Raw genomic sequence first — 22,383 nt, 5'->3', positions numbered from 1 at the left:
GCCTCCGGAAAGAGCTCCGGCACAGACCGGCCAACAGCACACCGAGGCCGGGCCGTCACAAGCCGAAGGCCCCGCCGGCGGGTCAGCTTCAAATTCCAGTTTGGAATAAGCTCTAAAAATCTGCTTTAAGCTACTCGAGCAAATCGCGCCTATATACGCAAACTCACCACGCTAAATAGCTTGATTATATAATTTGAAGTAATGGGCCGACGATTCGCAGCTCTGGAGCGCCATCCCCATGGCCTGATGATTACCGGTCCTGCAGCAGCTGAGGTGAATATAGCCGTATGAGCCCGTGCATAAGTCTCTGAACTGGGAAAAGTGCACCAGCTCTTAGTTGTCGGGGCTGAGCACGTCGCTCTGACGGGGCCGTCCCGAAACAGCGCCGGCTCATTCCGGCTTTAGGTGGTACCCCCGGAAATCTATTGGTTGGGGCCAGGTAGTGTATATTGGTTCGCTAGATCGCAGTTTACCCGGCAAAGCAAATTCATTATCCCACCCCTCACTGCTGTTTCTTATGACATTTCCCTATTACCCTCTCCTATCGTTCCGGCGCTTGTCCTTGGTGCTGGTCGCCCTGGTTGGCTTTGCGGCTACTAGCTGCAAAGACAAAAAAGACGACCCTCAGCCCCCGCAAAACATCGTGCAGGTGGCGCAAAGCAATCCCGTCTTTTCGATTCTGGTGGCCGCCATTACAAAAGCCGACTTAGCCGGTACGCTCAGCGGCGGGGACCTCTTCACCGTGTTGGCGCCGACCAACGCCGCGTTTACGCAACTGCCCGCGCCGTACAATACAGCGGATAACATCGCGGCCATCACCGACGCAGGTCAGATTGCCACCCTGCGCGGTATTCTGCTGTACCACGTGCTGCCCGGCCGTAAGCCGGCCACTGACTTCCCGGCTGGTGCCAGCACCCAGACTACGGCTAAACCCGCTTCAACTGGCATCAACGACAACACGGTGTACGTCTCAAAAAACGGGAGCACCATCACCCTTAATGGTGTCGCCCGCATAGCATCCGATGATCTGGCAGCCAGCAACGGGATTATCCACGCCATCGACAAGGTGCTGCTGCCGCCCACCCGTAGGATCTCCGAGCTCGTGGTAGCGGCCGCTAGTGGCCCCGCACCCGAATTTACGCTCCTGCTGGCCGCCCTGCAGCGCCCCGCCGCCGCCGAGCTGCTCGCCGCAGTCAACAACCCGGCCGCTAATCTAACGGTGTTTGCTCCGACCGACGCCGCGTTTCGAGCCCTGCTCCCCCAGCTCATGGCCACGAACCTGAGCGATGTGCCGGATGCTACGCTCTTGCCCATTCTCCGGCTGCACGTGGTGAGTAGCCGCGCCTTCTCTCCTGACCTGAGGACCGGCGCATTGCCTACGCTGGGCGGCACCGTGACGGTGGGTATGAGCAGCACCGGCTTAACGGTAAGTGGCAGCGGCAATACCACCGGCAGTGCCACCGTAGTAAACCCCAATCTACTGGCTGTCAATGGTGTAGTCCATGTAATTGACCGCGTGCTACGCCCCTAGTTCTAAGTTAAAGCGAGCCCACCCCTGGCATCGGCCAGGGGTGGGCTTTTTGTTGCGTTACTTTTTCATTTACTCCGGCCTAGCGCGCCGGCTGCCGCTTTTTCGCCATGCTCTGCTCCTTCCGGTCGCGCCCTGGTATAGGCTTTTACCTACCCACCTCCGGTCTCTTACCTGGTGCTGCCCGACAGGCAGGGGGCCGATACCCTATCCTTCAACATCTTAGCTAGGCGCTGCCGGGCGGGGCCGCCTTTTTCCTGGGCGCCGTTTAAAGCTGCTTGTCCCAGAGAATTCGTCAGGCTATCCACCACCCTTTTTTCTGGGCGCCGTTTAAAGCCTCGTCACCGGGGCAATAAATGCTCCCCGCCAGCAAGCCGCTCGGCTACTGCCAGTTTATTCTTTCTCTGTTCATTCGTTTCGCATATGAATAATTCCTCACAACCCCTGGCCAATCAAGTAGCCATCGTGACCGGCGCCAGCTCCGGCATTGGAGCGGCGGTAGCCAAAGCCCTGGCCGCGGCCGGGGCTGCCGTGGCCGTCAACTACTCCGGCCATGCCGAGGGGGCCGACGACGTGGTGCAGAGCATCGAGCAGGCCGGTGGCCGGGCCTTCAGCGTGCACGCCGACGTAAGCCGCGAGGACCAGGTGCAGGCCATGTTCGCTCAAACGATTGAGCGCTACGGCACGGTGCACATCCTGGTGGCCAATGCCGGCCTGCAGCAGGACGCCAATTTTCTCGACATGAGCCTGGCCCAGTGGCAGAAGGTCATCGACGTGAACCTAACCGGGCAGTTTTTGTGCGCCCGCGAGGCGGCCCGGGAGTTCGTGCGCCGGGGCGTGCAGCCCGCGATTTCCAAAGCCGCCGGCAAGATCATCTGCATGAGCAGCGTGCACGAGGTTATTCCCTGGGCGGGCCACGTCAACTACGCCGCCAGCAAGGGCGGCGTCATGCTGCTCATGAAAAGCATGGCTCAGGAGCTGGCCCCCCACCGAATCCGGGTTAACAGCATTGGGCCCGGCGCCATTGCCACGCCCATCAACCAGGAGGCCCGCGACACGCCCGAGGAGGAGCGGGACCTGCTGCGCCTCATTCCTTACGGTCGCATCGGCGAGCCGGAGGACATAGCCCGGGTGGCCGCCTGGCTGGCCTCCGACGAAGCCGACTATATCACCGGTACCACCATTTTCGCCGACGGCGGCATGCTGCTCTACCCCGGTTTTGAGTCGGGCGGCTGAGGTATGAGTTAATTAAAAATTGAGAATTAAAAATTAAAAATATCTTTAACCGGTTAGACTGGCATTTCTGGCATTTTAAGCTAGTTTTAGAACATCTATATTATTTGCGATAATTCAATCCTCTTTTTTTAATTTTTAATTCAAAATAAGCGGCCAAGCTATTTTGAGAATATTCATGCTATTTATGATAGCCAACTCCCCAATAATTTTTAATTTTTAATTCTCAATTTTTAATTCAAAATCAGTGACTGCCGAACACCAACGCTTGGCCGACGCCAATGCGCACCAAGCCCCGTGGCGCAAATTTGGCCCCTACCTCTCGGAACGGCAGTGGGGCACGGTGCGCGAGGACTACTCGGCCGACGGCCAGGCCTGGGGGTATTGTACGCACGACATGGCCCGCTCCTACGCTTACCGCTGGGGCGAAGACGGACTGGCCGGCGTGTCGGACGACCAGCAACTGCTCTGCCTGTCGTTAGGCCTCTGGAACGGCCAGGACCCTATCCTCAAGGAGCGGCTGTTTGGGCTGAGCGGGCCCGAGGGCAATCATGGCGAGGACGTGAAGGAAGTGTACTACTACCTCGACAACCTGCCCACCCACTCCTACCAAAAGCTGCTCTACAAGTATCCGCAGCAGGCATTCCCCTACGCCTGGCTGGTGGAGGAAAATGCCCGCCGCAACCGCGCCCAGCCCGAGTTTGAGCTGCTGGATACGGCCATTTTTCAGGGTAACCGGTACTTCGACGTCTGCGTGGAGTACGCCAAAGTCGAGCCCACCGACTTGCTCATGCAAATCAGCGTGAGCAACCGCGGCCCCGAGGCGGCCACGGTACACGTGCTGCCGCAGCTCTGGTTCCGCAATACCTGGGCCTGGGGCCACGACCCCTACCGCCCCCTGCTCGAAGCCACCCAGAACGGCCAGGCCATTGCCGCGGAGCACCAGGGCCTGGGGGGGCTGTGCCTCTACTGCGGCCAGGCACCAGACCTACTCTTTTGCGACAACGAAACCAATACCCAACGCCTATACGGTGCGCCGAGCCGGTCGGGAGGTAAGCACTTCAAGGACGGCATCAACGACTACGTGGTGCAAGGGAGCCGCGCCGCCGTTAACCCCGCGCAAACCGGCACCAAGGCGGCGGCCCACTACGTGCTGACCCTCGCGGCCGGAGCCACCCACACGGTGCGGGTGCGGCTGGGGCCGCCTAACCTGACCGAGCCATTCGAGGATTTCGACCAGCTAGTGCGTCAGCGTCGGCACGAGGCCGATGAGTATTACGCCGCCCTCCAGGCCGACCTGGTTAGTGAGGACGCGCGCCGGGTGCAGCGCCAGGCTTGGGCCGGCATGCTCTGGAGCAAGCAGTTTTACTATTACGACGTACCCGAGTGGCTGGCGGGTGACCCCGCCACCCCACCCCCACCCGCGGCCCGTCAGCACGGCCGCAATGCCGGCTGGAAGCACCTGAATAACGCCGACATCATCTCGATGCCCGACAAGTGGGAATACCCCTGGTATGCGGCCTGGGACCTGGCGTTTCATTGCGTGCCATTGGCTCAGCTTGACGCCGGGTTTGCCAAGCACCAGCTGCGGCTGCTGTGCCAGGACTGGTACATGCACCCCAACGGCCAGCTGCCAGCCTACGAGTGGAACCTGAGCGACACCAACCCGCCCGTACACGCCTGGGCCACTTGGCGAGTGTATAAGATGGACCAGAAGCAGCACGACGGCTCCGGCGACCTCGACTTTCTGGCCACGGTATTTCATCGGCTGCTGCTCAACTTCACGTGGTGGGTGAACCGCAAAGACCGCAGCGGGCGCAACGTGTTTGAGGGCGGCTTTTTGGGGCTCGACAATATCGGGCTGTTCGACCGGTCGGCCCCGCTGCTCCCGGGCTCCTACATCGAGCAGGCCGACGGCACGGCGTGGGTGGCCATGTACGCGCTGAACATGATGCGCATTGCTCTGGAGCTGGCTCAGACCCGGCCGGTGTACCAGGATTTAGCCAGCAAGTTTTTCGAGCACTTCCTCTACATTGCCGGGGCCATGACCAACATGGGGGACGGTGACTTAGACCTGTGGGACGAAAAAGATGAGTTTTACTACGACGTCCTCCACACCCCCGAGCACGGCCGGCAGTTCCTCCGCACCCGCTCGCTGGTGGGGCTGATTCCGCTCTTTGCCGTGGAGGTGCTCGACGACGAGGTGCTGAAGTCGGTGCCGCAGTTCGTGGCTCGGCTCAACTGGTTTCTGGCCAACCGCCCCTACCTGGCCAGCCTGGTGTCGCGCTGGCAGCAGCCGGGCCAGGGCGACGCCCACTTGCTTTCGCTGCTGCGCGGGCACCGGATGAAGTGCTTGCTGGCCCGGGCCCTGGACGAGGCCGAGTTCCTTTCCGACTACGGCATCCGGTCGCTATCGAAATACCACCAGGACCATCCCTGCCGCCTGCTATACGGCGGCCGGGACCTCTCCCTAGGCTACGAGCCGGGTGAGTCGGAAACGGACCTGTTCGGGGGCAATTCCAACTGGCGCGGGCCCGTGTGGCTGCCCACCAATTTCCTGCTGATCGAGAGCCTGCAGCGTTTTCACCATTACTACGGCGACGAATTCAAGGTGGAGTACCCTACCCGCTCGGGCCAGTACTCCACCCTACTCGAGATTGCCGATGCCCTGAGTGGCCGCCTCACCAAGCTGTTTTTGCGCAACGAGGCCGGTGAGCGCCCCGCCCTGGGGCCCGACCAGCACCTGCAACACGACCCACACTTCCGCGACTACCTGCTTTTCCACGAGTACTTCCACGGCGACACCGGCCAGGGCCTCGGCGCCAGCCACCAAACCGGCTGGACGGGGCTGATTGCCAAGCTCCTCCAGCCCCGCAGCTGAGTTGGCCCCGTATCCGCAAGCTGGGCCCCCCGGCGACTCGGGGCTGCCCGGCGGGGCTCTCTACCAAGGCTGGAAGTACCGCCCGGGCTTCGCCCCCTGGTATCACGGGGTAGTTCGATGCCTTTGCTCCCACCTGACACCATAATCCTTCTACGTCTGCCGTTTTGATTACTGCGTGTTCAACTCCTTCGGCGAACGTTCTATACTTGGCTGCCGCTTCTATGTCCGCAATCTTTTCCTTTCTAGCAATATCTCGCACACACTCCGCCGGTCTGACATCGCCGTAGCCTTGATTGTCAACGATTATACCTTGATTCTCTGGTTTAGCTAACCACCACCTCGGGGCGGTGGGCTGCCATTTACCGCTACTCAGGCCATCCCGGAGTTTTTGCGGCAACTGCCGGCGCGCCCGTTTAACGTAGTAACCAGCAACTGCTGCAGCCAGTAGATTCCGGCGTAGTAGCGTCCTTTGCGTACTATTCGCCTGCCGCTTACCGATGGAATTATACAACACTTTCGCCCTGCTTGTGGTGATTGCGGCCCTATTCGGCTACTTCAATCACCGCTACCTAAAGCTGCCGGGCACCATTGGGCTGATGGTATTGGCCCTGATTTCGTCGCTGCTGGCCATTGGACTAGGCAAGTTGGGCGTGCAGGGGGTGATGACCGCCAGCAGCCTGGTGCGCGGCATCAACTTTCACGCCGTGCTGATGCAGGTGATGCTGAGCTTTCTGCTGTTTGCCGGCTCGCTGCACGTCGACGTGCGCGCCCTCGGCAGAGAAGGGGTAGCGGTTGGGGCCCTGGCCACGACCGGCACGCTACTTTCCACGGCCCTGGTGGGCACGGCCTTTTACTACCTGCTGCCGCTGTTCGGGCTGCCTATCGATTTTATCTACTGCCTGCTGTTTGGCGCCCTCATCTCCCCCACCGACCCCATCGCGGTGTTGGGCATTCTGAAGGAGGCCCGCATTGACAAACGCCTCGAAATCCGCATCGTGGGCGAGTCGCTCTTCAACGACGGCATTGCGGTAGTGGTGTTCGTGAGCTTGTTCCAGATTGCCCAGTTTGGGGCCCGACACGCTACCCCCACCGTCATTGGGGCGCTATTTCTGCGGGAAGCGGTGGGCGGCATCGGGCTGGGTGCGGGGCTCGGCTACGTCACCTTTTGGGCACTGCGCAGCATTGATAACTATAAGGTTGAGGTCATGATAACCCTGGCTTTGGTGATGGGCGGCACGGCCCTGGCCACCGCCCTGCATACCTCGGGCCCGCTGGCGATGGTAGTGGCCGGCCTGATCGTGGGCGACAAAGGCCGGCAGTTGGGCATGTCGGACCTGACACGGGAGTACCTGGACAAGTTTTGGGAGATCCTCGACGAAATCCTGAACGCGGTGCTGTTCGTGCTCATCGGGTTGGAAATGCTCGTGCTCGACATCAACCGGACTACCCTGCTGGTGGGCGGCGTAGCCATCGGGGTGGTGCTGGTGGCCCGCTGGGCCTCGGTGGGGCTGCCCCTGGTGCTACTGCGGCGCTACTATCCCTTCGACCGGCAAACCCTGCGCGTACTCACCTGGGGCGGGCTGCGGGGCGGCATTTCCGTTGCCCTGGCCCTGTCGCTCCCGGATGCTATGCCCCGCGATTTGCTGGTGGGCATTACCTATGTCGTCGTTATTTTTAGCATCATCGTGCAGGGCCTCAGCATTGGGCCGCTGGTGCGAAAGCTGGGCTTGGGTACGGCCGAGCCGGATAGTACCCCGGCCCATTAGCGACGGAGACCGGCCGCTAATGGGCCGCCCTTAAATTTCTCAACCCGGAGAAGGTACGCCTGCTCCGCCTTTCTCTCGTGCCCATGAACATCCTGGTGGTGGAAGACGACCCCCGGCTCTCGGCCCTCATCCGCCGGGGTCTGGAAGAAGAGCAGATGACCGTGACCGTGGCCTACGACGGCCGCTACGGACAGCAGCTGGCCCTTTCCGAGGCCTACGACCTGATTATTCTGGATGTGATTCTGCCCTACCGCAGCGGGCTGGAAGTACTGGCGGCCATCCGGGCTCAGGATACGCAGGTGCCCGTGCTGCTGCTTACCGCCCTGGGTACCACCACCGACAAGCTGCTGGGCTTTGGGGGCGGCGCCGACGATTACCTGGTCAAGCCCTTCGACTTTGCCGAGCTGGTGGCACGGGTGCGCGCCCTGACCCGGCGCGGCAGCCCGCAAGCCAAAGGCACCCGCCTGACGTTTGCCGACCTGACCCTGGACGTGGAAACGCGCGGCGTGACCCGGGCGGGCCAGCCCATCCGCCTGACTACCCGCGAGTTTGCCCTGCTGGAAATGCTGCTCCGCCACCCCGGCCGGGTACTCACCCGCAGCGAAATTGCCGAGCGGGCCTGGGAAGAGGCCTTCGATGCGGGCTCCAACGTTATCGACGTGTACGTGAACTACCTGCGCAAAAAAATTGACCACGGCTTTCCTACCAAGCTCATTCATACGGTGGTGGGCGCGGGCTACGTGCTGCGCGAGGAATAAGCAGCCGGTCACAAGTACTGATATAGAAAAAAGGCAGTCCTGCTCATCTGGCGGCCGCGGAGCCGCAGCAAGACGGGCTGATACAGGCCATTTAGGAATTAAAAATGAAGAATTAAAAATCGGCTGGTCAATTTTTTAATTCTTCATTTTTAATTCCTCTGGCCCGCCTCATGCCAGTCAGACCACCTTAAACCTTGAATTCCTCGTCGCCCTACTGCACCACCCATGACCATTCGTAACCGCCTGACCTGGCTTTTCGTGGCCATGGTGGCCATCATTCTGCTGGCCGTGCTCACCACCGCCTTCGCGCTGCAATACGATTACGGGCAGCGCGAATTCCGCGACCGGCTACGCGACCGGGCCGAAGTAGCGGCGTTTATTTTTCTGGAAAAGGACGAGCTGCATGACGACACCTTCCGCGAGTTTCAAGAGCGGTACCAGCGTACCCTAACCGGGGAAATCATCCAGATTTACGACGCCAAGGGGAAGCCGCGCTTCCTGCGCGAGGACTTGCGGCTGGAGGTGCCGCCCCAAGTGCTGGCCCGCATCGTGCTGGGCGAGGAAGTATATTTTGAGGACGGCTCGCGCCAGGCCGTGGGCGTTCTGCACCATGACAACCAGGGCTCATACGTAGTAGTGGCTGGGGCCGAAAATGTGTACGGCCGGGCCCGCATGCAGTACCTGGCCACCATTCTGACGGGGGTGTTCGTGGCGAGCCTGCTGGTGATTTACGGGGTGGGCCGCCTGTTCGCGGGGCGAGCCCTGGCCCCCATCGCGGCCCTCAACGACGAGATGGAGCGCATTAGTGCCTACGAGCTCCACCGCCGGGTGAATACCGGCGTGTCGGGCAGCCAGCGGGACGAAATCGCCCGGCTGGCCGGCACCTTCAACCGCCTGCTCGACCGCCTGGAAGGCAGCTTCGCCGCGCAGCGGGCCTTCGTGAGCAACGCCTCGCACGAGCTACGCACCCCGCTGGCGGCCTGCATTGGGGAGGTGCAGCTGGCCCTGGCCCGCGACCGGGAGCCGGCCGCCTACCGGGCCGCTTTCCGCGAGCTGCTCGCCGACCTCACCCAATTTAAGGCCCTCATTACTCATTTGCTGGAGCTGGCCCAGGCCGAAGTACGCCTGCCCGAGCAGGAGGAAGGCCTGCGGGTAGACGAGCTGCTGAGCGAAGCCTGCGCGGCCGTGCCCCCGGAATTGCGCGCCCGACTGATGCTGCGCACCGGCCAGCTGCCCCACGAGCCGGAGCAGCTGGAGCTGAGCGGCAACCGGGCGCTGCTGGGCCGGGCCCTGGGTAACCTGCTCGAAAACGCCCTGAAGTATTCGGCCCCGCACCCCGTAGCCGTGAGCCTGGCCTACGAGCCCGGGCAGGTCCGGGTATCCATCCGCGACCAGGGCGTGGGCATCGCGGAAGAAGAGCTAACCCGCGTATTCCAGCCGTTCTACCGGGCAGCCAACGCCCGGGACGTGGCCGGCCACGGCGTGGGGCTGCCCCTGGCCCGCAAAATTATTGAGCAGCACGGCGGCCAGCTGCACCTGACCTCGCGCCTGGGCCACGGCACCGAAGCCGTCGTGGTGTTGCCCACCGCATAATAAAGGTTATTTCGTAAGCATTAACGGCATTCTAATCCCCTTCTAACGCGTTTCTAATGCTATTCTAATCCGGGGCCGGTAGTCTTGCGCTCAGTTACGCTACTACTTGCACATGAGACGGATTCTTTGGCTTGCTTTTTTACTGATACTCAATATCAATAGTGCTGGCTTGGCGCGGGTCCTCGCTCCGACCGACACTATCCGCCTGACGCTGCCCGACGCCGAGCAGCGTTTTTTCCGGAATAACCTGGCCGTACTGGCCCAGCAATACAACGTGTCGGTGGCGCAGGCCCAGGCCATCCAGGCTCGCCTGCTGGACAACCCCACGATATACGTGGAGCAGGACGTGCTCAACCGCCGGATTTCGCGCCCGGTAGTGCCCGAAGGTACGGTCGGCAACGAGGCCATCGTGACCGTGCAGCAGCTGTTCTCCATTGCCGGCCGGCGCCGGGCGGCCGGGCGCGTGGCCCAGCAAGGCGCCGTGGTGGAGCAGTACAACCTGCAGGACCTGCTGCGCACGCTGCGCTACCAACTGCGCACTTCCTACTACGACCTGTTCTACAAACAGCAAACCCTGAAGGTGTACGCCACCGAAATCGCGTCCCTGACCCGCACCGTGGGCCTCTACCAGTCGCAGTTCGACAAAGGCAACATCGCCCTGAAGGAAGTTATCCGCCTGCGGGCCTTTCTCTTTACACTGGAAAGTGAGCGGCAAACCATTCTGGCCGACGTGGCGGCCGAGCAAGCCGACCTGCACGTGCTGCTGCGCGACAACTCGGGCGTGCAATACGTGCCCGTGGTCGACTTCAACCGCACCCGGGCCCTGAGCCTGAACGGCTATGCGGAGCAGCAGCTGATCGACACGGCTCAGGTGCGGCGCACCGACCTGAACGCCCGCCGCGCCACCCTTGAGCAGCAAAACCTGAACCTGCGCCTGCAGCAGAAGCTGGCCGTACCGGACCTGACCCTGGGCTACACGTACGACAAGGCCGGCTCCTACATCAACAACTACCACGCCCTCTCCGTCGGGATGGCCGTGCCGCTGTTCAACCGCAACCAGGGCAACATCCAGGCGGCCAAGGCGCAGGTGGCCGGCAGCCAGCTGCTGGTTGAGCAGCAGCAGCTCGTCGTGCAGAGCGAGGTGCACCAGGCCTACCAGCTGGCCGCCCGCAGCGACGAGCTCTTCCAGGCCACCAACCGCGACACGACGCCTTTTACCCGACTCATGGCCGGCATCGAACAGAGCTACGCCAAACGCCTGATTACGCTGGTGGAGTACCTCGACTACTTCGAGTCGTTCAAAAACAACCTGGTGCAGCTCAATACGCTGCGGGCCAACCGCGTGCGCGCTTTCGAGCAGTTGAACTACGCCGTGGGTAAGCCCATTTTCCGGGCCGACTAAGCGTTGTTGAGTGCCGAGCTAGCCCTTGCCGTTAGCTCACCACCCGTGCTTCGGAGGTGAGGTAATACCAGAAATCCGTCAGTAAAAAGCCCCAGCCCATCGCTATTATCAACCAAAGAACATGAACCGCATTCCCCTGGGCCTGCTGGCCGCCCTGGCCCTGGCCAGCTGCTCGAAACCCGAAGTCAAAGAAGAAAAGAAGGAAGGCTTCCGGCTGTCGGACACCATGCTGAAGCAAGTAGAGCTGGACACCGTCCGCCTGCGACCCGTGCAGAGCGAGCTGACCTTCTCGGGCCAGATTATCAGCAACGAGGACCAAACCGCTAAAGTCTTCCCGCTGGTGGGCGGCATCGTCGAGGACCTGAAAGTGGAGCTCGGCGACCACGTGACCAAGGATCAGGTGCTGGCCGTGGTGCGTAGCGGCGAGATTGCCGACGTGCAGAACCAAAGCAGCTCGGCCAGCACCGACCTGGCCATTGCCAGGAAAAACCTGGCCGTGGCCGAGGACCAGTTTGCCGACGGCCTGGCCTCGGAGCGCGACGTGGTGCTGGCCCGCGAGGAAGCCCGCCGCGCCGCCAACAACGCCAACAAAACCCGCAAGCAGCTCAGCATCTACCACGTGACGCCGGACGGGCGCTACACCATCAAGGCCCCGATTTCGGGCTTCATCACGGAGAAGAACGTGACCGAGGCCATGCAGTACAACGACTCGAACGTGGACCACTTTTTCACCATCGCCAACCTCGACCAGGTGTGGGTGATGGCCAACGTGTTCGAATCGGACATCGCGAAGGTGAAGGTGGGCTACGCCGCCGACGTCACCACCCTGGCCTACCCCGACCGGCACTTCCGCGGCAAGATTGACAAGGTCTTCAACGTGCTCGATCCCGAGAGCAAGGTGATGAAGGTGCGGGTGCGCCTGCCCAACCCCGGCTACCTGCTCAAGCCCGCCATGTACGCCCAGGTGCGCCTGGAAAACACCGAAGGCACCAAAGCCGTGGCCGTGCCGGCCAAAGCCGTGGTGTTCGACAAAGACCGCCACTTCGTGATGGTGTACAAAGACCGCACCCACGTGGAGACCCGCCCCGTGGTCATCAGCAAAACGGTGGGCGACTACAGCTACGTAACGGCCGGCCTGCAGCCGGGCGAAGTGGTGATTGCCAAAAACCAGCTGCTGGTGTACGACGAGCTCAACGACTGACCTGGAGTTCGCGCTTCGTCGATGGCAGCTAGCCATCGGCTGATTGACATTATGCTACTTATTGATTTTCTGAAATATAGAGCACGGCTAATTTCTTAGCCTAATGGGCGGCCTGGGCCGCAAAAATGCTAACCACGAGCCGCCATCAGCTAACCGCTCATCCAAAATGAATAAGTTCATCCAAGGAATTATTGCCTTTTCTTTAAAGAACCGAGGGTTTATCTTTCTGATGACCCTGACCGTGGTGGTGATGGGGGTGGTGAGCTACCGCAACACCCCGATTGAAGCCTTCCCGGACGTTACGAACACCGAAATCACCATCATCACGCAGTGGCCCGGCCGCTCGGCCGAGGAGATGGAGAAGTTCGTGACCGTGCCCATTGAAATTGCCCTGAACCCGGTGCAGAAGAAGGCCTCGGTGCGCAGCACCACGCTCTTTGGCTTGTCGGTGGTGAAGGTGATTTTCGACGACGGCGTGGACGACGCCTTTGCCCGCCCCCAGGTCAACAACCTGCTGCGCGAAGTGGACCTGCCCGACAACATCACCCCCGATGTGCAGCCGCCCTACGGCCCCACCGGCGAAATCTACCGCTACACGCTGGAAAGCAACGACAAAAGCGTGCGCGAGCTCAAAACCTTGCAGGACTGGGTGGTGGAGCGCCAGCTCAAAGCCGTGCCCGGGGTGGCCGACGTGAACAGCTTTGGCGGCGAAGTAAAGGCCTACGAAATCAGCGTGGACCCGGATAAGCTGCAAACCTTCGGCCTCACGCCGCTCGACCTCTACAACGCCATTCAGCGCTCCAACGTCAACGTGGGTGGCGACGTCATCAACCAGGCCCAGCAGAACTACGTGGTGCGCGGCATTGGCCTGCTCAACAACATTTCGGACATCACCAACACGGTGATTAAGAACGTGAACGGGGCGCCCATTCTGGTGCGCGACGTGGCGCAGGTGACCGAGTCGGCCCTGCCGCGCCTGGGCCAGGTGGGCCGCGGCTACCAGGACGACAAGCTCGAAGGCATCGTGGTGATGCGCAAGGGCGAAAACCCTTCGGAAGTGATTTCCCGCCTGCACGCCAAAGTGGAGGAGCTCAACACCAAAATTCTGCCCCCCGGCGTGAAGCTGAAAACCTTCTACGACCGGCAGCAGCTGATTGACTTCTCGACGGAGACCGTGATTCACAACCTCATCGAGGGCATTGTGCTGGTGACCCTGATTGTGTTTCTGTTCATGGCCGACTGGCGCACCACGCTCATCGTGTCGATTATCATCCCGCTGGCGCTGTTGTTCGCCTTTATCTGCTTGCGGCTGAAGGGCATGAGCGCCAACCTGCTGAGCATGGGGGCCATCGACTTCGGCATCATTATCGACGGAGCCGTGGTGATGGTGGAAGGGCTGTTTGTGGCCCTCGACCACCGGGCCCACAAAGTGGGCATGGAGCGCTTCAACAAGCTCTCGAAGCTGGGCCTGATTAAGAAAAGCGGGCGCGAGATGGGCAAGGCTATTTTCTTTGCCAAGGCCATCATTATCACGGCCCTGCTGCCCATTTTCGCGTTCGAGAAAGTCGAAGGCAAGGTGTTCTCGCCCCTGGCCTGGACGTTGGGCTTTGCCCTGCTCGGAGCCCTGGTATTTACGCTCACGCTGGTGCCGGTGCTGGTGAGCCTGCTGCTAAAAAAGGACGTGCGCGAAAAGGAGAACTTCTTCGTGCGGGGCGTCAACCGTGGCGCGCAGCGCCTTTTCGCCTTCACCTACGCCCGCAAAACCGTTAGCCTGCTGCTGGCCTTTGCGGCCACGGCCCTGGGCTTGTTTGCCTTCTCGCTGCTCGGCTCGGAGTTTTTGCCGGAGCTGAACGAGGGCAGCATCTACGTACGGGCGCAACTGCCGCTGAGCATCAGCCTGGAGTCGTCGAACATGCTCAGCAACCAGATGCGCCGGGTGTTTCTGTCGTTTGACGAGGTGAGCGATGTGGTGAGCCAGACCGGCCGCCCGAACGATGGCACCGACCCGACGGGCTTCTACAACAACGAGTTCCTGGTGCAAATCAAGCACACCGAGGAGGTGCAAAAAAAGATGAAGAGCAAGGCCTACCGCGAAGAGCTGATTGCGCGAATGAAAGCCAAGCTCGACCGGTTTACCGGCGTCGACTTCAACTTCTCGCAGCCCATTACCGATAACGTGGAGGAAGCCGCCTCGGGCGTGAAGGGCTCCATCGCCGTGAAAATCTACGGCACCGACCTGCGCACCCTCGAACAAAAGGCCCGCGAAGTGTACGCGGTGCTGAAACACGTGCGTGGCATCGACGACCTGGGGGTGCTGCGCAACATCGGCCAGCCCGAATTGCACGTGGAACTCGATGAGCGCCGCATGGCCAGCTACGGCGTGAACAAGGCTGATGCCAATGCCGTGCTGGAAATGGCGGTGGGCGGCAAGCAGGCCACGCAGCTCTACGAGGGGGAGCGCAAGTTCCCCATCCGGGTGCGCTACGAGGCGCAGTTCCGCCAAACGCCGGCCCAAATCAGCGCCCTGCGGGTGCCCACGCAAAACGGCAAAACCATCCCGCTCACCGAAATTGCGAATATTGGCACCGTCATGGGCCCGAGCCTGATTTACCGCGACGACAACCGCCGCTTTGCCGCCGTCAAGTTCAGCATTCGGGGCCGCGACATGGGCTCGACCATTGCCGAGGCCCAGGATAAGGTGAACCGCCAGGTGCAGCTGCCCAAGGGCTACGAGCAGCGCTGGACCGGCGACTTCGAGAACCAGCGGCGCGCCCAGCAACGCCTGACCCAGGTGGTGCCGGTGAGCCTGGCCCTGATTTTCTTTATCCTGTTCATCCTGTTTGCCAACCTCAAGGACGCCGGGCTGGTGCTGCTCAACGTGCCGTTTGCCATCATCGGCGGCATCACGGCCCTGCTGCTTACGCACACCAACTTTAGTATCTCGGCCGGCATCGGCTTCATCGCCTTGTTTGGCATCTGCATTCAGAATGGGGTAATTCTAATTTCGGTGTTTAAGCAAAACCTTGTGAAGAAGATGCTGCTGGACCAGGCCATCAACCAAGGGGTGATTTCGCGGGTGCGCCCCGTGGTGATGACGGCCCTGATGGCCATCATCGGCCTGCTGCCGGCGGCCCTTAGCACCGGCATCGGCTCGGAAACGAGCAAGCCGCTGGCCATCGTGGTGATTGGGGGACTGATTACGGGAACCGTGCTCACGCTCTTTATTTTCCCGCTGGTGTTCGAGCGGTTTTACCGCAGCGAGCACACCAAGTATGTACCCTTGCCTCAGGCAGTAGATGCCCCAAAGCAAGTGGCCTAGGCCCTTGAGGAGAACGAGCAAAGACCTGACGCCCCCGGAGGGTAGCGGGCCTGCTCCAGGGTCGGCCAATTTGAGCTAGAATCTCACCATCTTTTCTCTTTAGAAGTCTCATCTTTATTTTTCTGGTAGTGAAGCAGGGCGCCGTTGGTTAGGCGCTGACTTCATTCGTACCTACCCCGCATGAACAAGCTTATCTCCGGTATCGTCGGCTTTTCGCTGAGAAACCGCTTCCTTATTTTTTTCCTCACGGCCCTGCTGGTCGCGGGGGGCGTCTTCAGCTACGTGCACACGCCGATTGAGGCGTTTCCCGACGTCACCAACACCCAGATTATCATCGTGAGCCAGTGGCCGGGCCGCTCGGCCGAGGAAGTGGAGCGCTTCGTGTCGGTGCCCATCGAGGTGGCCATGAACTCGGTGCAGAAGAAGAGCAACATGCGCTCTATCTCCATGTTCGGTTTGTCGGTGCTCAAAATCAACTTCGACGACGACGTGGAGGACTTCTACGCCCGGCAGCAAGTGAACAACCTGCTGGCCGGCGTAAGTCTGCCGGCCGACTGCGAAAACCACGTGCAGCCGCCCTACGGACCCACGGGCGAGATTTTTCGCTACACCGTGCAGGGGCCGGGGCGCACCACCAACGAGCTGCTGACCCTGCAGGACTGGGTGGTGGAGCGCCAGCTTAAAGCGGTGCCCGGCGTGGCCGACATCGCGGCCTTCGGGGGCACCAAGAAGGTGTATGAAATCACGGCCGACCCCGCCCTGCTGCAGAAGTACGACCTGACCCCGTTGGAGGTATTCCAGGCCGTGCAGCGCGCCAACGTCAACGTAGGCGGCGACGTGATTGAGAAAAACGGCCAGGCCTACGTGGTGCGCGGCATTGGCCTGCTCGAAAACCCCGAGGAAATCGGCAACATCATCGTCAGCCACGTCAACGGCACGCCCATCCTGGTGCGCAACGTGGCCCACGTGAGCGAAGGCCACCTGCCGCGGGTGGGCCAGGCCGGCCTCGACGCCGCCGACGACGTGGTAGAGGGTATCGTCATCATGCGCAAGGGCGAAAACCCGGCCGAGGTGCTGGGCCGCGTGAAGGCCAAAATCGAGGAGCTGAACACGAAGGTGCTGCCCAAGGGCGTGCAGCTGGTGACCTTCTACGACCGCGACGTGCTGATGAACAAGTGTACGACCACCGTTATTCACAACCTGCTCGAAGGCATTGTGCTCGTTACGCTGGTGGTGTTCCTGTTCATGGCCGACTGGCGCTCCACCCTCATCGTGGGGCTGGTGGTGCCGCTGGCCTTGCTGTTTGCCTTTATCTGCCTGCGGCTGAAGGGCATGAGCGCCAACCTGCTGAGCATGGGGGCCATCGACTTCGGCATCATCATCGACGGGGCCGTGGTAATGGTGGAAGGCATTTTCGTGGTGCTCGACCACAAGGCCCACCAAGTGGGCATGCCGGTGTTCAACAAGCTGGCCAAGCGCAGCCTGATTAAGCGAACCGGCGGCGAGTTGGGGAAGGCGGTGTTCTTTTCCAAGCTTATCATCCTGACCTGCCTGTTGCCCATTTTCGCGTTCGAGAAAGTCGAAGGCAAAATGTTCTCGCCCCTGGCCTGGACGCTGGGCTTCGCCCTGGTAGGAGCCCTGGTACTCACCCTGACGCTGGTGCCGGTGCTGGCCAGCATCCTGCTCAACCAGAACGTGCGCGAGAAGCACAACCCGATTGTTAACTTCTTCGACAAAATTGTCATCAACGGCTTTGCCTTCACGCTGCGTAACCGGGCCCTGAGCTTAGCGCTGGCCTTTGGGCTGATGGGCGCGGTGCTGTACTCGTTCACCTTTCTGGGCTCGGAGTTTCTGCCCGAGCTGAACGAGGGCGCGCTGTGGGTGGAAGCCAAGCTGCCCATGTCCACGTCGCTGACCGAGACCACCCGGCAGGTGGCGGAATTTCGCCGGATTCTGGGCTCGTTCCCGGAAGTGAACGGCGTGCTGAGCCAGACCGGCCGCTCCAACGACGGCACCGACCCTTCGGGCATGTACTACGTGCAGTGCCAGGTCAACCTCAAGCCCCAGGAGGAGTGGAAACGCAAAATCTCCAAAGAGCAGCTCATCGACGAGATGGACGCCCAGCTGCGCCAGTACCCCGGCATCATCTTCAACTACTCGCAGCCCATCATCGACAACGTGGCCGAGGCCGTGGCGGGCATCAACGCCTCGCTGGCCGTGAAAATCTTCGGCCCCGACCTGGAAACCATTGACCAGAAGGCCGACTCCGTCGCCACCATCCTGCGCGGGGTGCGCGGGGTGAAGGACTTGGGCATCCTGCGCAACCTGGGCCAGCCCGAGATGAGCGTGGTGCTCGACCAGAACCGCATGGCTACCTACGGCGTGGCCACCGCCGACGCCCAATCGGTGGTGGAAATGGCCATCGGTGGCAAGGCCGCCAGCCAGCTCTACGAGGGCGAGCGAAAATTCGACATCCGCGTGCGCTACCCCCAGCAGTACCGCAGCACCGAGGCCGAAATCGGGGAGCTACGGGTGCCCACCCTGCGCGGCGGCAAAGTGGCCCTGAAGGAAGTAGCCACCATCCGCACCCTCAACGGCCCGGCGTCCATCTACCACGACAACGGGCTGCGCTTCATTGCCGTCAAGTTCAGCATCCGCGACCGGGATATGGGCTCCACGATTGCCGAGGCCCAAAAGAAGGTCAACGCCCAGGTTCACCTGCCCAAGGGCTACCGCATTGCCTGGGCCGGCGAGTTCGAAAACCAGGTGCGGGCCACCGAGCGCCTGACGCAGATGGTGCCCGTGGCGCTGGTCATCATTTTCATCCTGCTCTTCATTACCTTCGGGAACGGCAAGGACGCCGGTCTGGTACTCGTCAACGTGCCGTTTGCCCTCATCGGGGGCATCGTGGCCCTGCACCTGACCCGCGTCAACTTCAGCATCTCGGCCGGCATCGGCTTCATCGCGCTGTTCGGCATCTGCATTCAGAACGGGGTGATTCTCATCACCGTCTTTAAGCAGAACCTGCGCCGCAAGCTGCCGCTGGATGAGGCCCTGCGGCTGGGCGTGGCCTCGCGGGTGCGCCCCGTGGTGATGACGGCCCTGATGGCCATGATTGGCTTGTTTCCGGCTGCACTAAGCACCGGCATCGGCTCGGAAACGCAGAAGCCGCTGGCTATCGTCGTAATTGGCGGCCTGGTATCGGCCACGGTGCTTACCCTGCTGATTTTCCCGCTGGTGTTCCGCTGGTTTTATCGCGGGGCCGACCAGGTGCTCCCGCCGGCCGTAACGCCGCCGGCCGCCGCCCCGAGCCTGCAACTGGCGTAGTTGCACAGCGAGCCAGTGGCCGCTGTGCGACTACGCCAGTGGGTACTTTGATTTCGGCAGGTTGCCTCGGTACACTCCCGATAGCCCTTATCTGTCGTTTGAGCTACCGCCGCACGTAGCGGCTGATAGGGTCAGTCAAGTCCCACGAGGATTGTTCTTTCCGCTGTCAGGGCCAGCACGAGGATGCTGAAACCGGTGTCTGCTATAATCACTTCCGCTACTCGACCATGTACATTAGCCAAGTCCCAGCTCGTCTCGTAATGCAGGCTTACACCTTAGACGTCAATGCCGGGCGTCGGCGAAAACATAAGTCCTAAATCTGCCGGAGCCAGCTTGTCATAGGGTACGCCTCGCCTAATCCGGCGGCTTCGGAAGGAGATAAAACGTCGGTCGACGCTAATTTATTTTCCTATATTTAGCCGATGTACGCGCCCATTGAACTCACTTCCCGAACGATCTTTTTCCGGCCTGATCTGCGGGTGATGGTTGTGCGGTGGCATACCCACGTCCCCCTGGAAGCCGTGCAAGCCGATTACGGCCGGATGCTGGCGGCGGCCGAGCAGTTCGGCTTTAGCGACTGGCTCCTGGACGTGCGCCGGCGCGACCAGGCCAGCGCGGAGCTAAGCGCCTGGGTCAGCAGCACGTTTTATCCGGTGGCCGTGGAGCGGCTGGCACCCCGGCGCCTCCGAATCGCGGTGCTCAGCTCGCCGGCTCTCGCCGATACCTACCGCTCGGATCCCGACCAAAGAAGGTACGTGGCCTACGTGGTCGACGACGCCCGCCCATTCGATCTGCAGCTCTTCGCCGACGAGGGCCAAGCCATGCACTGGCTAAGCCCCCTAACCTAGAGCAGTTTTTGGAAAAGAATTAAAAATGAAGAATGAAGAATTAAAAAAATTAGCCAGCACATTTTTAATTCTTCATTTTTAATTTTCAATTCCTAACGGGCCTAATCCGCGGTCATTGTGTTCCCGTTACGTCGCGCCCTTCAGCTACCCTTGTCTCTTCATGTCCTGACTCATGGCCGCTAAAAAGCAGCAAACCTCCATCCGCGATTTAGCCCGACAGCTGAACTTATCTACCTCCACCGTGTCGCGGGCCCTGGCCAACCACCACGAAATTAGCGAGGCCACCAAGCAGCGGGTCCGCAGCCTGGCCCAGGAGCTGAGCTACCGGCCCAACCAGCTCGCTGCCGCCCTGCGCAAGGGCCACAGCCAAACCCTGGGCGTGATTGTGCCCCACATCAAGGGGTATTTCTTTCCGGCCGTACTCAACGGCATCGAGAAAGTGGCGACCCGCGAGGGCTTCAACGTGATGATGTGCCAGTCGAACGAAGACCTGCGGCGCGAACAGCGTAACATCGAAACCCTGCTCGACACCCAGGTCGAAGGCATCCTGATGTCGGTTTCGGCCACCACTCATCCCGAGGTGCAGCACTTCGAGCAAGTCCGGCGCCAGGGAGTGCCCCTGGTGTTTTTCGACCGCGTGCCCGAGCTACCCCAGAGCATGGCCGTCGTGCTCGACGACTTTCAGGGCGCCTACCAGGCCGTGTCGCACCTGATTGCCCAAGGGTGCACGCGCATTGCCCACCTAGCCGGGCCGCAGCACCTGAACACCAGCCGCAACCGCTGCCTGGGCTACCGCGAGGCCCTACGCGCCCACGGCCTGGCCTACGACGAGCGCTGGCTCTACCCCCTGCCCATGCTGACGCACGAAGCCGGCCGCGTGGGCATGCAGCACCTGCTGGCGCAGGACGACCAGCTCGACGGCTTGTTTGCCGCCTACGCCATTCCGACGGTGGGGGCGCTGGAGGTGCTGCGCGAACACAGCCGGCGCGTGCCGCAGGACCTGGCACTGGCCTGCTTCAGCAACGAGCCCTTCACCGCCATGACCCAGCCTCAGCTAACCGTCATCGACCAGCGGGCCGAACAGATGGGCGAAACCGCAGTTCGGCTGTTTCTGCAGCTGCACAAGCGCGGGCCCGCCTACACCCCACCCCACCTCATTCTGAAGCCCGAATTAATTATCCGTAACTCTTCGCTGCATCAGTCGCAGGAACGCCTGGGGACCTGGCAGTGAGAGCCAGGAGCGTTGTTTGCCGAAAGACCACAACCCAGCAACCCAGCGCCACTCGATATTATTACCATTATTACCGGCGCCAAACCGCCGTAGTGGTGCCACGAATGGCCCGCAGGGCTTCGTGGCACCACTAATTCATTGACGTACAACGGTCATCCGATGCCACCGCCAGCCGTGATTAGTGGTACCACGAACCGCTGCGCGGAATTCGTGGCACCACTCCGGTGCGGGGCCAAACCATCATGCCGCAGCTTGGGGGTTAGCGGGCAGCTTGGAAACTGGTGGGGTTTTCCTGTAACTGAGCCAGGATGTGGCGCACCAGCTCTTCGGGTGGGGGCCCAATAGAAAGATGCAGCCCATAGGCGGGGGATTCGAGCGTTGCCAATTGAGATTCGAGCAGCCCGACGCCCATGTAGTGGCCGGGGCGTGCGCTCAGCCGGGCCGCGAGCAGCTCTCTTGCTCCCTCGAGCACTACCCAGCTAATGGGAGTTGAGGCTCCGGCTTGCAGCACAGTGCGATATTGCTCTCTCAGCGCCGAGCAGGCCAGCACGGCCCCGCCGGCGACTTCCCAGGCGCCGAGGCCGGCGGCCAGCGTGGCCAACCACTTCCCCCGGTCGCCGTCGGTTAACGGGGTGCCACCACGCATTTTCTCGATGTTAGCGTCCGAATGAAAGTCGTCAGCGTCGTAAAAGGGCAGGCGCAACGCCTGAGCCAGCAGACGACCCACGGTGGTTTTGCCGCTGCCGGATACGCCCATGACAATAAATAGCCTGCTCATCTCGCTTTTAGTTGGTTAGCGTTGCCCGGAATCCAAATTTACTGCTGGGGCCGGTTCAAAACCCGGCCCTGCCGGTGCGTGAGCGTAGGGAAGCAAGCTGCGAAGGTCAGGTCGGTGGGATCCGGGACAGCAGGTCGAGCACGGGCCACGAGAGAAAGTTATGCGGGCCGATAGCAAAACAGCCCGGCTCCCGGCCATAGCCCTACCGCTGCAAAGGGGTCTGGCGAAGGCTACAGCAAACACTAATTCATCGGCTGCGGCAGCCGGCATCTAGCTCAGTAGCTGCGCTCCAACTGCTCGCTTGAGATCGAAGGGCTGGCTTTGGACCTACCAGACAGCAGTCGGCGGAAGTTCTTGCGGACCGTTCCGATTGGCCCTCATTGAAAGCCAGAATTGACCAGACGAGCTTTTTCGTCGTAAACTCAAACGCTTACCACCCTCTTTTTTTGATGTCCAGAACGATTATAGTATCCAACCGGCTGCCGACGAAAGTACAGCGTAGTGAAGCGGGGCTGAGC

General features: G+C 61.2%; 13 protein-coding genes. 12 read left to right on the top strand and 1 reads right to left on the bottom strand.

The window, feature by feature from the left end:
- Positions 1-517 precede the first annotated feature (517 nt).
- The 12 genes from IC235_RS13220 (at position 518) to IC235_RS13165 (ending at position 21,087) form a co-directional block, all read left to right on the top strand.
- Positions 518-1,531 (top strand): fasciclin domain-containing protein, encoded by a 1,014-nt coding sequence (locus tag IC235_RS13220; protein ID WP_191005663.1) that lies wholly within the window; start codon positions 518-520, stop codon positions 1,529-1,531.
- Between the two features lie 420 nt (positions 1,532-1,951).
- Positions 1,952-2,764 carry an SDR family oxidoreductase gene (locus IC235_RS13215; protein ID WP_191005662.1) on the top strand — a complete coding sequence of 271 codons (813 nt, stop codon included), beginning with the start codon at positions 1,952-1,954 and terminating at the stop codon, positions 2,762-2,764.
- 244 nt (positions 2,765-3,008) lie between these two features.
- Positions 3,009-5,642: an MGH1-like glycoside hydrolase domain-containing protein gene (locus IC235_RS13210; RefSeq protein ID WP_191005661.1), complete on the top strand. Its 2,634-nt coding sequence runs from the start codon at positions 3,009-3,011 to the stop codon at positions 5,640-5,642.
- A 497-nt stretch (positions 5,643-6,139) separates the two neighbouring features.
- The gene (locus IC235_RS13205; protein ID WP_191005660.1) at positions 6,140-7,408 is read left to right on the top strand and encodes a cation:proton antiporter; all 1,269 of its coding nucleotides are present in this window, start codon (positions 6,140-6,142) and stop codon (positions 7,406-7,408) included.
- Between the two features lie 83 nt (positions 7,409-7,491).
- A complete protein-coding gene (locus IC235_RS13200) occupies positions 7,492-8,166 on the top strand; it encodes a response regulator (protein WP_191005659.1) in 675 nt (224 codons plus the stop codon).
- A gap of 225 nt (positions 8,167-8,391) precedes the next feature.
- On the top strand, positions 8,392-9,759 hold the full coding sequence (locus tag IC235_RS13195; protein ID WP_191005658.1) for a sensor histidine kinase: 1,368 nt from the start codon (positions 8,392-8,394) through the stop codon (positions 9,757-9,759).
- A 112-nt stretch (positions 9,760-9,871) separates the two neighbouring features.
- Entirely contained in the window at positions 9,872-11,161 is a 1,290-nt protein-coding gene (locus IC235_RS13190) for a TolC family protein (protein ID WP_191005657.1), read from the top strand.
- A gap of 121 nt (positions 11,162-11,282) precedes the next feature.
- The gene (locus IC235_RS13185) at positions 11,283-12,362 is read left to right on the top strand and encodes an efflux RND transporter periplasmic adaptor subunit (protein ID WP_191005656.1); all 1,080 of its coding nucleotides are present in this window, start codon (positions 11,283-11,285) and stop codon (positions 12,360-12,362) included.
- A gap of 166 nt (positions 12,363-12,528) precedes the next feature.
- Entirely contained in the window at positions 12,529-15,681 is a 3,153-nt protein-coding gene (locus tag IC235_RS13180) for an efflux RND transporter permease subunit (protein WP_191005655.1), read from the top strand.
- 180 nt (positions 15,682-15,861) lie between these two features.
- Positions 15,862-19,008, top strand: a complete 3,147-nt coding sequence (locus tag IC235_RS13175; RefSeq protein ID WP_191005654.1) for an efflux RND transporter permease subunit — start codon at positions 15,862-15,864, stop codon at positions 19,006-19,008.
- Between the two features lie 422 nt (positions 19,009-19,430).
- Positions 19,431-19,856: a hypothetical protein gene (locus tag IC235_RS13170; RefSeq protein ID WP_191005653.1), complete on the top strand. Its 426-nt coding sequence runs from the start codon at positions 19,431-19,433 to the stop codon at positions 19,854-19,856.
- Between the two features lie 172 nt (positions 19,857-20,028).
- On the top strand, positions 20,029-21,087 hold the full coding sequence (locus IC235_RS13165) for a LacI family DNA-binding transcriptional regulator (RefSeq protein WP_191005652.1): 1,059 nt from the start codon (positions 20,029-20,031) through the stop codon (positions 21,085-21,087).
- A 259-nt stretch (positions 21,088-21,346) separates the two neighbouring features.
- Here the strand turns inward: IC235_RS13165 and IC235_RS13160 are convergent, their stop codons facing one another.
- The gene (locus tag IC235_RS13160; RefSeq protein ID WP_191005651.1) at positions 21,347-21,865 is read right to left on the bottom strand and encodes a gluconokinase; all 519 of its coding nucleotides are present in this window, start codon (positions 21,863-21,865) and stop codon (positions 21,347-21,349) included.
- Positions 21,866-22,383 lie beyond the last annotated feature (518 nt).

The organism is Hymenobacter montanus (assembly GCF_014699115.1).
Taxonomy (GTDB): Bacteria; Bacteroidota; Bacteroidia; order Cytophagales; family Hymenobacteraceae; genus Hymenobacter; species Hymenobacter montanus.
The sequence above is the reverse complement of the archived record's forward strand: the minus strand, read 5'-3'. Positions and strand labels throughout refer to the sequence as shown.